Below are 17,292 nucleotides of genomic sequence, written 5' to 3' on the forward strand. Positions count from 1 at the left end.
TATGAAGTCTTATAAGAAAAAGTAAGTCTCAAAAAACAATGAAAAAAAGTGTCAAGTAAAATCTGAACGTGACAAAAGAACTCGCAAAAACTGTCCCGTAGAATTACAAGATACCTCCAAGGTGCAAAAATGCGCCAAGAGAACACAGACCTTTGGGGTTTCAAAAAACCCCAAAGGTCTTCCATATACTAAATCAAATCCTTTGCGAACCTCCGCGATCTTAGTGGCAATTAAAAACATAAAAATGAATTCCCTGAAAAACAAAAATGTATTGATCACCGGTGGTGCTTCGGGAATCGGGAAGATTATGGGAAGGATCGTTTTGGAAAAAGGGGCAAATTTGATTCTTTGGGATATCAATCTTGATAACCTGAACAAAACCGTCCGTGAACTTTCCGCTATAGGAAAAACATCTGCTTACCAAATAGACATTTCTAATCCTTCCGAAATAGTAGCTACGGCCAAAACGACAAAAGAAAACCATGGGAATATCGATATCCTAATCAATAATGCAGGAATCATAGTGGGGAAGTTTTTCAGTGAACACTCACAAACCGATATTCAAAAAACCTTTGACATCAACACCTTGGCTCCAATGCATATCACCCATGAATTTTTGCCCGGTATGATGGAAGCTAATTCAGGGCATATCTGCAATATCGCATCTTCAGCAGGATTCATTTCCAACCCCAAGATGTCCGTCTATGCCGCCAGCAAATGGGCAATGATTGGTTGGTCTGATAGTCTCAGACTGGAAATGAAACAACAAAACAAAAACATTGGAGTCACCACTGTGACTCCCTATTACATCAATACAGGAATGTTTGATGGCGTAAAATCAGTAGTGCCGATTTTGAATCCAGAGAAAGTTGCCAAGAAAATAATCAGGGCGATTGAGCATAACAGAATCATCTTAAGCATGCCTTGGAGTATGAGATTTGTTAGATTCTTTCAGGGACTTTTCCCAATCTGGCTATTTGATTGGTTTGTAGGCAAGGTGATGGGGGTCTATCATACCATGGATCACTTTACAGGAAGGAAAGAAGATTGATAACAATTAGTTGTATTGAAATATCTAATAATTATCTTACGGGAAAAGTCATGGATAATCAAATTGCTTTTTAAACCCAAATACAATGAAAAACCATAAAAGCACAGCTCAACACACCTGGAAAGGCAGACCGAGTGAAACCATCCAATACTGGCATCAGAAGGTGCGCTGCATAGAGAATCTAAGCTTGCATGTGATAACACCGGGTAGAAAATTGGGGATATTAGGCTATGCAATAGACGAAGGGGTCAGGAGGAATCATGGTCGTGTTGGTGCTGAGGATGCGCCTGATGCAATCAGGAAATCCATGGGTTCTATGGCTTATCACTTGCCTGAAAACCTGGAAATTTTGGATTATGGGGACATCACTGCTACAGAAAGTAGCCTTGAAGAATTACAAACCCTAACACAACAAACCATCTCGGACATTTTAAATTCCAATCATTTTCCTATTCTCCTTGGAGGTGGGCATGACCTTGCATTTCCACATGGCATGGCGGCATTGTCTTATACAGCTTCCAAGAATGAAACACTCGGCATCATCAATCTGGATGCACACTTCGATTTGAGGGAACCCAACAATGGCCAAGGGCATTCCGGTTCACCATTTTTACAGATTTTGGAATCAGCAAAAACTAAAAACCTTCACTGCAAATATTTTTGCTTGGGCATACAAAGAGCCGCCAACCCTTCTTCTCTTTTCGAAACAGCCAAAAATACAGGTTCATGGTGGATGGAAAGTGAAGATTGTACTGTGGAAAACTGGGAGACAGTCAAGAACAACCTCGATGCATTTCTTTCAAAGGTGAATAGAATATACCTCAGCATCGATTTGGATGGATTTTCTTCCGCCTACGCACCCGGGGTAAGCGCCCCATCCCCCATGGGATTCAATCCGGACTTTGCCTTGAAGGTTTTGGAATATTTGGCAAAGAGCAAAAAACTGCTCACCATGGACGTGGTAGAACTCAATCCTGCTTATGACATTGACCACAGTACGGCCAAGTTAGCCGCCAGATGTATCGAATTTACATTGAGAAAGCTGTGGGACTAGATTATTTCTTGTATTTTTGCGCCTTGAAGTTTCAATAAGTTCTAAGAGCTTGTTTAAACTTTATCCTTTGGCCTTCGATTGCGTCTCTTTCGCCCACTCTTCGGCTATTTTCGGGGATGTAGCGGAAGCTTCGACCCCAAAAACGAGCCTTGATTGGACAAAAAATACATCAATCTCGGCTTCAAAAACAAAATTTAAATAAGCTCTAATATAAAATATGTCATTAGCTACAAAATACAATCCTGAAGCAGCAGAGTCAAAATGGTATACCTACTGGATGGAAAACAAATTTTTCTCCTCCAAAGTAGACCATACCAAAGAACCATACACCATCGTCATCCCTCCACCGAATGTCACTGGAGTATTGCACATGGGACATATGCTCAACAATACCATTCAGGATGTATTGGTCCGTAAAGCCAGAATGGAAGGTAAAAATGCCTGCTGGATACCGGGAACTGACCATGCTTCCATTGCTACGGAAGCCAAGGTTGTTGCCATGCTGAAGGAAAGAGGCATTGACAAAAAATCCATTTCCCGAGAGGAATTTCTCAAGTATGCTTACGAATGGAAAGAGAAATATGGGGGAATCATCTTGGAGCAACTCAAGAAGTTGGGTGCGTCTTGTGACTGGGACAGGACCAAGTTCACCATGGATTCAGATTTGAGTGAAGCAGTGATTTCAGTGTTTATCGACCTTTACAACAAGGGAAAAATCTATAGGGGAATCCGCATGGTCAACTGGGATCCACAGGGAAAAACAGCCTTGTCGGATGATGAAGTGATCATGAAAGAAATACAGTCCAAGCTGTATTATATCAAATACCAAATCGAGGGAACTGAAGATTTCTTGACCATAGCCACCACAAGACCGGAGACAATCATGGCAGATGTAGCGATCTGCATCAATCCAAATGACCCCAGGTTCACACACCTCAAAGGAAAAAAAGCAATTATTCCATTGATCAACCGTGCCATCCCTATCATTGAGGATGAATATGTAGACATGGAATTTGGTACGGGCTGTCTGAAAGTGACTCCTGCCCACGACATCAATGACTACGAACTGGGTATCAAACACAAGTTGGAGGTTATCGACATCCTAAACGATAATGGTACACTCAATGAAAAAGCCCAGATTCTTGTAGGTGAAGACAGATTCATCGCCAGAAAAAGAATCGGAAAAATGTTGGACGAAGCAGGTCAGTTGGATAAGATCGAAGAATACAAATCCAATGTTGGCCATTCGGAGAGAACAGATGCTGTAGTTGAGCCAAAGCTTTCATTGCAGTGGTTTTTGAAAATGGAAGACATCACCAAGCCGGCTTTGAGTTCGGTGATGGAAGATGTAATCCAATTGCATCCGCCAAAATTCAAAAACATGTACCGCTCTTGGATGGAAAATGTAAGAGATTGGTGTATTTCCCGTCAACTTTGGTGGGGACATCAGATTCCTGCATACTACCTACCAAATGGTGAATTTGTAGTAGCCAAAACCAAAGAAGAGGCAGTTCAGCTTGCGAATGAAAAATTCGACACACAATATAAATTGGAAGACCTTACCCAAGACGAAGATGTACTGGACACTTGGTTTTCATCATGGCTATGGCCTATTTCCGTATTTGATTCTGGGGTTTTCAAAACAGGGGAGAAAAACGAAGATTTGAAATATTACTACCCTACCAATGATTTGGTGACTGCACCGGAGATTTTGTTCTTCTGGGTAGCCAGGATGATCATTGCGGGTTATGAATATACTGGTGAAAAACCATTCAAAAACGTCTATCTCACAGGTATCGTAAGGGATAAGCAAGGAAGAAAAATGTCCAAATCTTTGGGCAATTCACCTGATCCATTAGAGTTGATCAAGCAGTATGGAGCTGATGGTGTCCGTACGGGAATGCTCTTCTCCTCTCCTGCCGGAAACGACCTTCCATTTGATGAAAAACTGGTTGAACAAGGCCGTAACTTCTCCAACAAAATATGGAATGCATATAGGCTGGTAAGTGGATGGGAAATTGACCCGAATATTTCTGGAGAAAGCAACCAAGCAGCAATTACCTGGTTCGAAAACAGATTCAATGAAGCTTTGACGGAGATTGAGGATCATTTTGAGAAATTCAGAATCTCCGATGCGTTGATGGCAACGTACAAATTGGTTTGGGATGATTTCTGTTCTTGGTATCTGGAAATGATCAAACCTGCCTACCAGGCGCCAATCGATGCCCCTACGCATGCCAAAACGATCGAATTCTTTGAGGATATTTTGAGAATACTACATCCATTTATGCCATTCTTGACAGAAGAACTTTGGCATCAAATCAAGGAAAGAGATACTTCTGAGGCATTGATTGTATCGGCATGGCCAGAAGCAAAATCTTTTGACAGTCAAATCATTACGGAAGCAATACAGGTATTTGAGGTTGTATCACAAGTAAGAAATATCAGAGCCTCCAAGGGAATCTCACCAAAAGAAGCTTTCTCTTTGACTATCAAAACCAAGCAATCAGAACTTTATGGAAGATTTGATGCGGTATTGAAAAAGTTGGCTAATCTGGAAGATGTAAGCTTCGGTGACTCACTTGAAAATGCCGTGAGCTTTGTAGTGAAGGCAGATGAGTGCTTTATTCCGATGGAAGGGCAAGTAAATGCAGAGGAAGAGAGGGAAAACATCAGCAAAGATTTGGCTTACACCAAAGGATTCTTGAATTCAGTAATGAAAAAACTCAGCAATGAGCGCTTTGTTGCAGGAGCACCTGCTGCAGTCATAGAAAACGAAAGAAAAAAGCAAGCCGATGCAGAAGCCAAAATCAAGACACTTGAAGAAGCTTTGGCAAAATTGGGTTGATTATAAGGAAAAAGGCCTTTGGGAATTAATCTTAAAACTATGATAAGATTAATTCCAAAGGCCTTAATTTAAACCATTTAAATTTTTTATCGATTCAAATGCTTTTTTTTTAATAAATTAGTATGGGTTTAGAAAACACAATATTGTTGTGCTTTTATCAATTTTGTAAATTTCAATATCAATAATGGAAGACGAGAACTTAAGATGGCATCAGAGGTTTAATAATTACAAAAAAGCACTAGCTAAACTTGAACAGGCAGTTGTAAGGATTGAAAAAGATTATCAAATCGATGATAAAGGTAGAATTGATGCAGATGATTTCTTAGATGATATATTAAAAGAAGGACTTATACAGCGCTTCGAATATACACACGAACTTGCTTGGAATGTCATGAAAGATTTTCTTGCAAATTCAGGGAATGTGGGGGTTTTTGGCTCTAAGGATGCTACAAGGGAAGCCTTTGCTACAGGATTGATTATAAATGGTGAGGTTTGGATGGACATGATCAAAAGTAGAAATAAAACTTCCCATACTTACAATGAAGAAACTGCTGATGATATTTTTATGAAAATCGTTTATGAATATTTAAAAGAGTTTTTGCAATTCAGGGATAAGCTAGAAGAAATCAAGAGCGGGAATCAAGGTGAATTATGGTAAGATTTGGGCTTAATCCGTATATTATTGAAAAGATCAATCAGGTATTTCAAAAACATAATCAAGTAGAAAAAGTCATACTTTATGGTTCTAGGGCTATTGGAAATTATAGAATTGGATCGGACATTGACCTTACTTTGATTGGTGACAATCTAGACCTTACCACTTTACAATTAATTGAAACTGAATTGGACGAGCTATTGCTTCCCTATAAATTTGACATATCACTTTATAGACAAATTGCGAATCAGGACTTGATCAAGCATATTGAAGAGTTTGGTAAAGTCTTTTTTGAACGGATTAAAACCTGAAAGTTTACTAAATACTCTTTCAGGTATTCAAACTGTCCGAAATTGTTTAAATAAGATTGAGTTCGGGAATTTTGCTTGAATTTTCGCTTTGTTTTTTTTTAAAAGAATAAACTCATTAAAACAAACTCCCCTTGCAATTCCAATTTGTTTTCTATAGGTTTGGGACAACTTTAGGGGTGTCCTTCACGGACTGAGATCATACCCTATGAACCTGATGCAGTTAGTACTGCCGAAGGGAAAAGTGAAGAATTGCCCATTTATCCTTCGATGAATGGCATTTTCGTTTTTTTGATCCGTTGTTACGGGCCACTCCTGAAGTTATATGTTCAATCAAACAATTTCAAGGATGGATATTACCGTAAACAATGAACCGCTCCAGATTTCGGACACTTGCTCTATCACACAGTTACTTCAAAACCATGTTCAGCAAAATCCTGAAGGTATCGCTGTTGCTGTCAATCAGTCTGTGATACCAAAATCTGAATGGGCCAATACTTTCATTGCCTCTGGTGATACGATCATCCTTATCAAAGCTACACAAGGAGGATAAAACCATAAGCAAATGAAAACAGAACAAACACCTAACAACCAAAGTATTTCGACCAGTCCATTTCCAGCTTCCAAAAAAGTCTATTTGGACGGTGAGCTGCATGCGATTCGGGTCCCCATGCGTGAGATTTCATTGCATGACACACAACCGCACATCAAAGGCCTACCAGCCACCAAAAACCCGGCAGTGACGGTCTATGATACCAGCGGTCCCTATACAGACCCCTCCTATCAGGTAAACCTCGAAAAAGGTCTGCCTAGGAATTTCGAAAAATGGATACTCCAAAGAAACGACGTTGAGTATCTTTCGGATATCAGCTCTGAGTATGGCAAAAAAAGAAAAAATGACGACTCTCTGAACCCGATTCGATTCCCTAATCTGAACAACCCCTTGAAAGCATTGCCTGGAAAAAACGTCTCACAGATGCATTATGCCAAACAGGGTATCATTACACCGGAAATGGAATACGTTGCCATCAGGGAAAACCAGAGGATTGCAGAATTGGGGAAAAATGATATTGGTAACAAATGCCTACTCCACCAGCACGATGGTAATAGCTTTGGGGCAAATACCCCTAAAGGCTTTATCACCCCTGAATTTGTCAGACAGGAAATCGCTTTGGGTCGTGCAGTAATCCCTGCAAATATCAACCACCCGGAAGTAGAACCAATGATTATTGGCCGCAATTTCTTGGTAAAGATCAATGCCAACATTGGAAACTCAGCGGTGAGCTCCAACATTGAGGAAGAAGTGGAAAAGGCAGTTTGGGCTTGCAGATGGGGAGCTGATACAATCATGGATCTTTCCACAGGAAAGAATATACACGAAACCCGTGAATGGGTCATCAGAAATTCTCCCGTACCAATCGGTACTGTCCCAATCTATCAGGCTTTGGAAAAAGTAAATGGCAAGGCCGAAGACCTGACTTGGGAATTGTTCCGGGATACTTTGATAGAGCAAGCAGAGCAGGGCGTGGATTACTTCACCATCCATGCAGGAGTTTTACTCAGGTATGTTCCGCTTACAGCAAAAAGGATGACGGGAATCGTATCCCGTGGTGGTTCGATTATGGCAAAATGGTGTCTTTCCCACCACAAAGAGAACTTCCTCTATACACATTTCGAAGAGATCTGTGAAATCATGAAAGCCTACAATGTCACTTTCTCCCTAGGGGATGGTTTGAGGCCTGGAAGTATCGCTGACGCAAATGATGCGGCACAGTTTGGGGAACTCGAAACCTTGGGCGAACTCACCAAAATAGCTTGGAAACATGATATCCAAACGATCATAGAAGGACCTGGACATGTGCCGATGCACTTGATCAAAGAAAATATGGACAAGCAGCTTGTGCACTGTGGAGAAGCTCCATTCTATACTTTGGGGCCATTGACGACAGACATTGCTCCAGGTTATGATCATATCACTTCAGCTATCGGAGCAGCCATGATCGGTTGGTACGGTACTGCCATGCTTTGCTATGTGACTCCAAAAGAGCACTTGGGATTGCCAAACAAAAAAGACGTCAAAGACGGTGTCATTACCTACAAAATAGCTGCCCATGCTGCAGATTTGGCAAAAGGACACCCTGGAGCTCAATACAGAGACAATGCATTGAGCAAGGCAAGATTTGAATTCCGATGGGAAGATCAATTCAACCTATCACTCGATCCAGATACAGCCAAATCATTCCACGACGAAACCCTTCCTGCCGAAGGTGCGAAGATCGCCCATTTCTGCTCTATGTGTGGTCCAAATTTCTGCTCCATGAAGATCACCCAAGATGTCAGAAAATATGCCGCTGAAAATGATCTAGAAGAAACCGAAGCATTGGAAAAAGGCATGCAAGACAAAGCCAAGGAATTTGCGGAAAAAGGAAACGAAATCTACCTGTAACTTGGAACTGTTGGTCATTTCATCTCCCACGCCTGTTTCAAATGAAGCCGAAAACATCAATCGGCTCTTTGAAGCAGGTTTGGGGGTATTCCATCTTCGCAAACCCAATAGCGATTTGGAATTGCTGAGTAAGCTGATTTCCCAAATTGATCCAAAATATCATGGTCGGATTGCAATTCACCAGCACCATCAATTAGCTGCTGAATTTGGATTGAAGAGATTGCACTTCACAGAAATGGAACGGAACAAAACCCCTATTTCGAAATTGATAAAAATCAAGGAAAGAGGAATGAAAATCAGCACTTCCCTTCATGACATTTCTGCACTAAATGAATTGAGCCATTTCGATTATACATTCTTCAGTCCTGTTTTTGACAGCATTTCCAAAGAGGGATATCAAAGTTCGGTTTCGGCAGATTTCGTTTTGGAAAAACCAAAAAACTCACCCGAAGTGATTGCTTTGGGAGGTATTCATCTGGGAAATATTGACCTGGTAAAATCCATGAATTTTGATGGCGCTGCGGTATTGGGGGCAATTTGGAATGAGGAAGAGAATAGAAGGATCGAGATATTAATAGACCTAATTGAAACTTGTGTTAAGCTTAATTATCGATAATATTTATTGATTTGCCCTAAAGCTTCTTAAAAGCTGATATTCATCGATATTATTGATAAGAAGATATATGGTTTTAAGTTTCTTCTTTTGAAATCAAAACATGATAGATGTTTATTAACATACTTGATATTAAGATATTTTAAGTTCGCCAACCTTAGGGGTTATGTTATTTTGACCAAAAGGAACTTGTGGATCAGTTTGATAAAGTGATTATGTGAACTTCAATTTATAGAGAAAAATTTGATTATGATTTCAAAAAAATATCTACAAATATCCAATATCAATTAATATCTAAACCAATAAAAATTGATTTAAATGATCGCTAATATATTAGAATGAAGGATATATGAAAATTGAAATAAACAAACTCCAATATATCTCCCAAGAAAAACCCTTCAACACACACTTGGAAGCCATAGAAAATGTGCTAAAAGCAGGATGTAAGTGGATTCAACTACGGTTAAAAAACCTGGAAGAACATGAAATCTTATCTATTGCCAAGGAAGCCAAGCGACTCTGCGACAATCATCAAGCCATCCTGATCATCAATGATTATGTAAAAATAGCAAAGGAAATAGATGCTGATGGCGTTCATATAGGCTTGAATGACATGTCTGTTGCCGAAACAAGGTTGATTTTAGGAGAAAACAAAATCATCGGGGCGACCGCAAATACCATCGACCATGTGAAAATGCATGCCCAATCTACCCCTGATTACATTGGCATCGGGCCATTTAGATTTACCCAAACCAAGGAAAAATTAAGTCCTATATTGGGTATTGATGGTTACAAAAAAATCTTGGATGAAATGAATGCATTGGGATTACACATTCCTGTTATCGCAGTCGGTGGGATTACCGCCGAAGATTTGCCAGAGCTTTTAAAAACAGGCGTCCATGGAGTCGCAATATCTGGAGAGATCAATCATGCCATGGATCCAAGGCAAAAGATAGAGGAAATAAACCATCAGTTTTCTAACCCTACCATCCCAATTTAAAGCTATTGTGGTAACCTGACAGATGAGGTATTTACATAGGCTTGGTTTCGTCTAAAGCTGACAAAAGTGCATCCGTGACTTAGTGTTCTTAGTGAAAAACTTGGTGATCTTTGTGGTTATATTTTTACCACAAAGATCACCAAGTAAAAGCACCAAGTTCACAAAGAAAAAAAACTAAATGCGAGGGATTTTTCCCAAAATTGACACATTAATATCCTTCTTATTCAGACTCAAATTTGATTTGGAGAACTGATTTGGACACAAAAAATAAAAAAACATGTTAAAAATAGGCAACACAGCATTCAATTCTCGGCTATTCACAGGGACTGGAAAATACAGTTCTTCGGATGTGATGGAAAAATCACTCCTCGCATCAGGCTCCGAGCTTGTCACAGTCGCTTTGAAAAGGGTGGATTTCAAAAACCAAGTTCAAGATGACCTTTTGACCAAACTCCATCATCCCCACATCAAGCTCCTACCCAATACTTCGGGAGTCAGAAATGCCAAAGAAGCGATTTTCGCAGCTCAATTGGCAAGGGAAGCATTGGAAACCAATCTGATCAAATTGGAAATCCATCCAGATCCTAAGTATCTGATGCCTGACCCGATAGAGACATTGATCGCTACAGAAGCATTGGCAAAGTTGGGATTCATCGTACTTCCATACATCCATGCCGACCCTGTTTTATGCAAAAGATTGGAAGAAGCTGGTACCGCTGCGGTGATGCCATTGGGCTCTCCGATTGGTAGCAACAAAGGTCTGAAAACAATCGATTTCCTTGAAATCATCATTGAGCAAAGCAATATTCCTGTCATAGTAGATGCTGGAATTGGCGCTCCATCCGATGCTGCCAAAGCTATGGAGATTGGCGCAGATGCCGTTTTGGTCAACACTGCCATAGCCGTATCTCCAGACCCTGTAGCCATGGGCTTGGCATTTAAAATGGCAGTAGAAGCTGGACGCATGGCATTTGAAGCCAGGTTGGCACCAAAGCATTCAGGCGCAGTAGCAAGTAGCCCACTAACTTCCTTCCTCGATGTCTAGTTTCAAATATTTATTCAATACCTACTCTTGGGACGATGTAAAGCAGGGTATCTACAGCAAAACCGAAGCTGACGTACTCCATGCATTGCATGCCACCAAAAGAAATTTGGAGGATTTCAAGGCTCTGATTTCCCCAGCCGCCGAACCATTTTTGGAAGAAATGGCCCAACTCAGCCAACAGATTAGCCAAAAAAGGTTTGGGAAGACCATGCAGCTCTATGTCCCACTTTACCTTTCCAATGAGTGCAACAACATCTGCACCTATTGTGGATTTAGCTTTGACAACAAGGTGCGGAGAAAAACACTCACCGATAGGGAAATACTCCAAGAAGTGGAAACGATCAAGAAAATGGGGTATGATCATGTCCTATTGGTTACCGGTGAGGCAAATCAAACAGTGCACGTTGACTATTTTAAAAAAGCCATGGAACTGGTCAGTCCGCATTTTTCCAATGTTTCCTTGGAAGTACAACCCTTGGAGCAAGATGAATATGAAGCATTGATTCCTTATGGGCTACATGCGGTATTGGTCTACCAAGAGACTTACCATCGGGAAGATTACAAAAAACACCATCCAAAAGGGAAAAAATCGAATTTCGATTACCGACTCGAAACCCCAGACAGGCTTGGCAAAGCAGGAATCCATAAAATGGGACTCGGTGTACTTATAGGATTGGAAGATTGGAGGACCGATTCCTTTTTTACAGCATTGCATTTGACTTATTTGGAAAAAAACTATTGGCAAAGTAAATACAGTGTTTCCTTTCCTAGACTCAGACCATTCTCAGGAGGATTGGAACCCAAAGTCAACATGAGTGATCGGGAATTGGTACAATTGATCTGCGCCTATCGGATTTTCAATGAAGAAATAGAACTTTCACTCTCGACAAGGGAATCCGAAACATTCCGAAACAATGTCCTCAAGCTAGGAATCACCTCTATGAGCGCAGGATCGAAAACCAACCCAGGCGGATATGCAGTAGAACCTGAAGCTTTGGAACAGTTCGAAATTTCCGATGAGCGAAGCCCAGATCAGATCGCCCAATTAATCAAGTCCCAAGGTTATGAACCTGTATGGAAAGATTGGGACAGTGCCTTGAACCCAAAAACAGCTTATTGATGGAATCATTGGAAATAAATCGCTACAGCAGGCAAATCATGTTGCCGGAATTCGGCTTGGAAGGTCAAGAAAGGTTGAAAAAAGCCAAAATCCTAGTGATTGGTGCCGGTGGTTTGGGTTGTCCCATTCTCCAATACTTGACTGCATCTGGGGTTGGTCAATTGGGAATCGTAGACAATGACCATGTTGCATTGAGCAATCTCCACAGGCAAATCCTATATAATCCCAATGATATTGGCAAAGCCAAAGCTCCCACTGCTGCAAAAAAACTAACTGAGCTCAACCCTTATGTCAAAACCAAGGTCTATGATATCAGATTGGACAATGAAAATGCCAAAGAAATTTTTGAAGACTACGATTTGGTCATCGATGGCTCGGACAATTTTTTTACGAGATATCTGGTCAATGACACTTGTGTGGAAATGGGAATCCCATTGATTTTTGGCTCCATATTGAAGTTTGAGGGGCAGGTTTCTGTTTTCAACTACCAAGACGGTCCACAATACCGAGATTTATTTCCCGAGCCTCCACCTTCGGATGAAGTACCAAATTGCTCCGAGATCGGTGTTATTGGGATTTTACCTGGGCTTATTGGGATGTATATGGCAAATGAAGCCATCAAGGTGATTTGTGGACTTGGAGAAACACTCTCTGGAAAGCTAATGGTCATCAATACTTTGACCAACCAAAGCTCGATTTTCAACATCCAAAAAAGGAGTCAAAAGAAAAATAACAATATTGCAACAAACAAAGCCATTGATATTCCTGAAATGGATTACCCTACTCTTCAATCTGAACTTAATTCTGACCCTGACTCCATTTGTGTTCTGGATGTAAGGGAAGCCAGTGAATACAATTCCCATAATATTGGCGGAATAAATATTCCCTTATCAGAGCTTTCTTCAAGAATTCAAGAGCTTCCACAAGAGAAGAAACTGGTTATTTGCTGCCAAAGTGGAATTCGAAGCAAATCAGCCGCGACCTATTTGAGTAAACATTATTCAGGTGAAATATTCAATCTTACTGGTGGACTAGTTACAGTTTTTGAATAAAGTACCTCCATCAAAACAGAGTTGGTTGGTGTTCTTAAAAAGCCAATTTAAAAATCACCACAGCTCTGTGACCTTTGTGCTTTCCGTAGTTAAACTTCAGGGCTATTTCAACCACCAAGGACTCCAAGGTGGCACAAGGGACACAAAAAAGTAACAAAAGCCCTGGAACCAAGCTTGTGGCCTTTGTGAAAACCTTCGTGCTCTCCGTGGTTAAACTTCAGAGCTATTTCAACCACAAAGGACTCCAAGGTAGCACAAGGGACACAAAAAAGTAACAACAACCCTAGAACCAAGCTTGTGGCCTTTGTGAAAATCTTCGTGCTCTCCGTGGTTAAACTTCAGGGCTGTTTCAACCACCAAGGACTCCAAGGTGGCACAAGGGACACAAAAAAGTAACAACAACCCTGGAACCAAGCTTATGACCTTTGTGAAAATTTTCGTGCTCTCCGTGGTTAAACTTCATAGAACTTTTAACAAGTTGGGATACAATAACAATGTACTGACAAATCTTAGGGAAAATCTAAAATTGATAATGTAACTTTGTTTACTAACTTCATTGAACTCAAAAATGTCACAGGTCAAAACATATATTTCGGAATTGGAAGAAATTTCAAAAAGTGTAGAGAATTCATTTTCAGGACTTGAAGATGACATTCTTTTTAAAAAACCGGATTCCAGCACTTGGAGCATTGCTGAAAATCTAGAGCATTTGATCATTTTAAACAGCAGTTACTTCCCTATTTTCGAAAAAGTAAAAAACGGAACATTTCAAGGTGCTTTCATTTCCAAAATAGGTTTTTTTCCAAAAATGATTGGCGACATGATTTACAAGTCAGTTTCTGACGGGGGCAAAAAGAAAGTAAAGACCTTCCCCCTTTGGGAACCAAAACTATATTCAGATCAAGATGAAGCTATTTTGGAGAAGTTTTATGACCATCAAAAAATACTCATCCAGAAAATCCGTGAGATGGAGCCTTTTTTGGGAAAAGGAATAATCATCCATTCTCCAGCAAATAAAATTGTCGTTTATTCACTCGATAAGGCTTTGGAAATAATTGTTGCACATGAAAGAAGACATCTGGAGCAAGCACAGAGGCTGGTTAGGTAGAACTTTTGGGGTTGGACCTGTATACTTGATTCATAAACACGTTATCAAAATTTCGTGAGATTCAAAAATCAAGTATTACCACACAAATCACCTTTACTCTCTTATTTTTGTTATTTATTGTCAAATTTCAAGTGTTTGATCGGACGCTTTCCGAATTTCAATTGAAACAATGACAATATGGATTTCAAGGCTTATTTATCCAATAAAAAAATCCTCAGCCCTATCAAGAACTGAGGATTTATATTTTATGCCTGACTGGATCAAAGTCCTTTCAAACCGTCTTTTGCCAATGCAAACTCAGGCTCCAATGCCAATGCTTCTTCAAATGCTTTTTTGGCATCTTCCTTACTTCCCTGCTCAATGTAGACCAAGGCTTTCAGGTTCAATGCGGCAGCTTTCATGCTTACCTCCTGCGTTTGGTTGTTTTCAATTGGGAATCCCAACTTTTGATCGGCTGCCTTTGAACTCTTCACGATCATATTGATGGAGTTCATAGCTTCTTCGTACTTCTTCAAAGAATATTGAAGATAAGCTGACTTGTAAAGTGCAAAAATATCATCTGTCAAAAGATGAAGCCTTTCGAACTGGGTCAAGGCCCTTTCCAAAGCACCAATCTGTTCCAAAGAATACGCAGCAATCTCCAAAGCTTCCGTGCTTCTGTCATTGACTTGCAACACATCCAAGGCAGCCAAAGCTGCACCGCTAAACTGGTTGCTGTCAAAATACAAAGACGCCAATAATTCACCATACCTTGTATTGGTAGGATTTCTTTCCATCAATTCAAGGAGTTTTCCCCGGGCTACAGCAAAATCATTATACCTCAATGCCAACTGATAGACTCTCTGATCTGTTTCATTCTTTTTCCTAACCGTCTCAGTGACGGATGGGGTACTATCATTTTCTTGAGCAAATGATGGCGAAGCCAACAATACCAGGATGCCAATGAGTAATTTAAATTTGTTCATAAGTTGATTTTATTTGCTTTTCAGTCCTCTTTTTTCAGCTAAACGGTATAATAACTGTAAAGCCTCTTCTTTATTGTTTTGAATCTGACCTTCGAGGATGGCTTCTTTGATATCTTCTTTCAATTCGCCAATGATTCTCGATGGTTCGATCCCAAAAATAGACATAATTTCTTCTCCTGAAACAGGTGGCTGAAAATTTCTGACATGATCCTTCTCTTCTACCTCCAAAATCTTCTGTTCTACCCTGTCAAAATTAGCCAAATACCTTTGGACCCTGTTGTTGTTTTTGGAAGTGACATCCGCTCTGCATAATTTCATCAAATCATCAATATCATCCCCAGCATCAAAAAGTAATCTTCTGACTGCCGAATCTGTAACCTTATCACTCACCAGGGAAATAGGGCGAAGATGAAGCCTGACCAACTTTTGCACGTACTTCATCCGCTCATCCATCGGCAATTTCAGCCTGCGGAATATTGCTGGAGTCATCCTGGCACCTTTGTCTTCATGCCCATGAAAAGTCCAGCCAACTTTTTGGTTGAACCTCTTGGTAGCTGGCTTGGCTATGTCATGCATGATCGCAGCCCAACGCAACCAAAGATCCTTTGTGAATAGGGTAATGTTGTCCAATACCTGAAGGGTATGGTAGAAATTGTCCTTATGCGATTTGTCCCCAACAGAATCCACCCCCTGCAATTCGACCATTTCCGGAAAAAACTGATGCAGCAATTTGCTCGCAAACAACAATTTGAATCCATAAGATGGGGTCTCTGCCAAAACAATCTTGTTCAGCTCGTCAATAATCCTCTCCCCGGAAATGATACCCAGCCTTTCTGCATTTTTGATCAATCCATCAAAAGTGTCTGCATCGATGTCAAATTTCAATTGGGTAGCAAAACGAATAGCACGCATCATCCTCAGTGGATCATCTGAGAAAGTGACATTGGGATCCATAGGTGTCCTGATGATTTTGCGCTTGATGTCCTTCAGCCCGTCAAAAGGGTCTATCAATTCCCCAAACCTGGCCTCGTTCAGACAGATCGCCATGGCATTGATCGTGAAATCCCTACGCTCCTGGTCCTCCTGCAAAGTACCATCCTCTACCAACGGCTTCCTTGAATCCAATCTGTAGGATTCCTTTCGTGCCCCTACAAACTCCAATTCATACTCATCCAGTTTGATCATTGCAGTCCCAAAATTCTTGAACACAGACAATGGAACATGTTTTTCGAAGCTTTCCGCTACACGGGTTGCCAAGGAAATCCCTGAGCCTACACAGACAAAATCCAAGTCCTTGCAGGGTCTGCCCATGATCAAATCACGGACATATCCACCCACCACATAGGTCTCCAAGCCCATTTGATCGGCTATTTCTCCAACATGCTTGAATATGGGTAAAGCTTCTAGTTTTTCTTTAAAATTCATCCTTTTATAATCTTCACATCTCCTTCTGGACTCAAAAACATTTCTTTTACATCGGGTCCAAACAACGGAAACCTTTCATTTGTCTCAAAATCAGCATCTTGTATTTCAAGCTCCTGGTAGATCACCGGCTGTCCAAAGGCAAAAAGCACCTTGTTCCAATAATCATTTCTGATCAATGAAAACTTTACTTTCCCTTCTACTATAGGTCCTTTTTGCAAGACCCTATTCACAGGACTATGATAAACCGTTGCCTTTGTGGCATACTCCACGATGTCAAGTGAAACCTCGGAAAATTGCTCTGCAACCGATCTGATTTGGAATAGGTCAAAAAATAAAAATGTACCTTGGGGCGAGTCAATCCCCACATTCCACAAATGGGGAATAATGAATTCTATAACCTTCCCATTTCCCTCTTTGATCTTCACACGACCATTCGCTTTTATATGTTTCGCTACTGCTGTATTTTCCACTTTTATCAAATTTTGTCAAAAATACGGGAGATTATCGGGAAATGGGTCGGAATTGAAGAAAAAATGGATCAGGACATTAGAAAAATCAATTTGCATTTTTCCAAGTAAGTCCCGATCAAACCAATTATTTGC

At 40.5% G+C, this 17,292-nt stretch carries 16 protein-coding genes and 1 riboswitch; of the genes, 13 read left to right on the top strand and 3 right to left on the bottom strand.

The genetic code is table 11. The annotated features are described in order from the left end of the window. Nucleotides 1–244 precede the first annotated feature (244 nt). The 13 genes from ACFSKL_RS17240 (at nt 245) to ACFSKL_RS17300 (ending at nt 14,300) form a co-directional block, all read left to right on the top strand. A complete protein-coding gene (locus tag ACFSKL_RS17240) occupies nt 245–1,051 on the top strand; it encodes an SDR family oxidoreductase (RefSeq protein ID WP_376887673.1) in 807 nt (268 codons plus the stop codon). 85 nt (nt 1,052–1,136) lie between these two features. Continuing rightward, the gene (gene hutG / locus ACFSKL_RS17245) at nt 1,137–2,105 is read left to right on the top strand and encodes a formimidoylglutamase (protein WP_376887676.1); all 969 of its coding nucleotides are present in this window, start codon (nt 1,137–1,139) and stop codon (nt 2,103–2,105) included. 217 nt (nt 2,106–2,322) lie between these two features. After that, on the top strand, nt 2,323–4,953 hold the full coding sequence (locus tag ACFSKL_RS17250) for a valine--tRNA ligase (protein WP_376887678.1): 2,631 nt from the start codon (nt 2,323–2,325) through the stop codon (nt 4,951–4,953). A 184-nt stretch (nt 4,954–5,137) separates the two neighbouring features. Continuing rightward, nucleotides 5,138–5,611: a nucleotidyltransferase substrate binding protein gene (locus ACFSKL_RS17255; protein WP_376887680.1), complete on the top strand. Its 474-nt coding sequence runs from the start codon at nt 5,138–5,140 to the stop codon at nt 5,609–5,611. Beyond that, entirely contained in the window at nt 5,605–5,919 is a 315-nt protein-coding gene (locus ACFSKL_RS17260) for a nucleotidyltransferase domain-containing protein (RefSeq protein WP_376887681.1), read from the top strand. The genes ACFSKL_RS17255 and ACFSKL_RS17260 overlap by 7 nt, the downstream gene beginning before the upstream one ends. Nucleotides 5,920–6,081: 162 nt before the next feature. Further along, nucleotides 6,082–6,174: riboswitch (TPP riboswitch) on the top strand. Nucleotides 6,175–6,265: 91 nt separating this feature from the next. Beyond that, nucleotides 6,266–6,469: a sulfur carrier protein ThiS gene (thiS, locus tag ACFSKL_RS17265; protein WP_376887683.1), complete on the top strand. Its 204-nt coding sequence runs from the start codon at nt 6,266–6,268 to the stop codon at nt 6,467–6,469. Nucleotides 6,470–6,481: 12 nt separating this feature from the next. Further along, complete coding sequence (gene thiC / locus ACFSKL_RS17270; RefSeq protein ID WP_376887686.1) at nt 6,482–8,362, top strand: phosphomethylpyrimidine synthase ThiC; 1,881 nt, start codon at nt 6,482–6,484, stop codon at nt 8,360–8,362. Further along, nucleotides 8,331–8,978, top strand: coding sequence for a thiamine phosphate synthase (locus tag ACFSKL_RS17275; RefSeq protein WP_376887688.1), 648 nt, complete (start codon nt 8,331–8,333; stop codon nt 8,976–8,978). Before thiC ends, ACFSKL_RS17275 begins: the two co-directional genes overlap by 32 nt. A 346-nt stretch (nt 8,979–9,324) precedes the next feature. Further along, the gene (locus ACFSKL_RS17280; RefSeq protein ID WP_376887690.1) at nt 9,325–9,975 is read left to right on the top strand and encodes a thiamine phosphate synthase; all 651 of its coding nucleotides are present in this window, start codon (nt 9,325–9,327) and stop codon (nt 9,973–9,975) included. 277 nt (nt 9,976–10,252) lie between these two features. Continuing rightward, entirely contained in the window at nt 10,253–11,020 is a 768-nt protein-coding gene (locus ACFSKL_RS17285; protein WP_376887692.1) for a thiazole synthase, read from the top strand. Beyond that, nucleotides 11,013–12,140, top strand: coding sequence for a 2-iminoacetate synthase ThiH (thiH, locus tag ACFSKL_RS17290; protein ID WP_376887693.1), 1,128 nt, complete (start codon nt 11,013–11,015; stop codon nt 12,138–12,140). Before ACFSKL_RS17285 ends, thiH begins: the two co-directional genes overlap by 8 nt. Further along, nucleotides 12,140–13,192: a molybdopterin-synthase adenylyltransferase MoeB gene (gene moeB / locus ACFSKL_RS17295; protein ID WP_376887695.1), complete on the top strand. Its 1,053-nt coding sequence runs from the start codon at nt 12,140–12,142 to the stop codon at nt 13,190–13,192. The genes thiH and moeB overlap by 1 nt, the downstream gene beginning before the upstream one ends. Nucleotides 13,193–13,760: 568 nt before the next feature. Continuing rightward, nucleotides 13,761–14,300, top strand: a complete 540-nt coding sequence (locus ACFSKL_RS17300) for a DinB family protein (protein ID WP_376887697.1) — start codon at nt 13,761–13,763, stop codon at nt 14,298–14,300. Between the two features lie 260 nt (nt 14,301–14,560). Here ACFSKL_RS17300 and ACFSKL_RS17305 read toward each other — a convergent pair whose 3' ends face one another. Genes ACFSKL_RS17305 through ACFSKL_RS17315 form a run of 3 tightly spaced genes read right to left on the bottom strand, consistent with a single transcriptional unit; the run spans nt 14,561 to nt 17,160 of the window. Beyond that, nucleotides 14,561–15,265 (bottom strand): tetratricopeptide repeat protein, encoded by a 705-nt coding sequence (locus ACFSKL_RS17305; protein ID WP_376887698.1) that lies wholly within the window; start codon nt 15,263–15,265, stop codon nt 14,561–14,563. A gap of 9 nt (nt 15,266–15,274) precedes the next feature. Then, nucleotides 15,275–16,690 (bottom strand): CCA tRNA nucleotidyltransferase, encoded by a 1,416-nt coding sequence (locus ACFSKL_RS17310; RefSeq protein WP_376887701.1) that lies wholly within the window; start codon nt 16,688–16,690, stop codon nt 15,275–15,277. Continuing rightward, the gene (locus ACFSKL_RS17315; protein WP_376887703.1) at nt 16,687–17,160 is read right to left on the bottom strand and encodes a hypothetical protein; all 474 of its coding nucleotides are present in this window, start codon (nt 17,158–17,160) and stop codon (nt 16,687–16,689) included. The genes ACFSKL_RS17310 and ACFSKL_RS17315 overlap by 4 nt, the downstream gene beginning before the upstream one ends. Between the last annotated feature and the right edge of the window lie 132 nt (nt 17,161–17,292).

This window comes from Belliella marina, assembly GCF_042682445.1.
Lineage (GTDB): Bacteria > Bacteroidota > Bacteroidia > Cytophagales > Cyclobacteriaceae > Belliella > Belliella marina.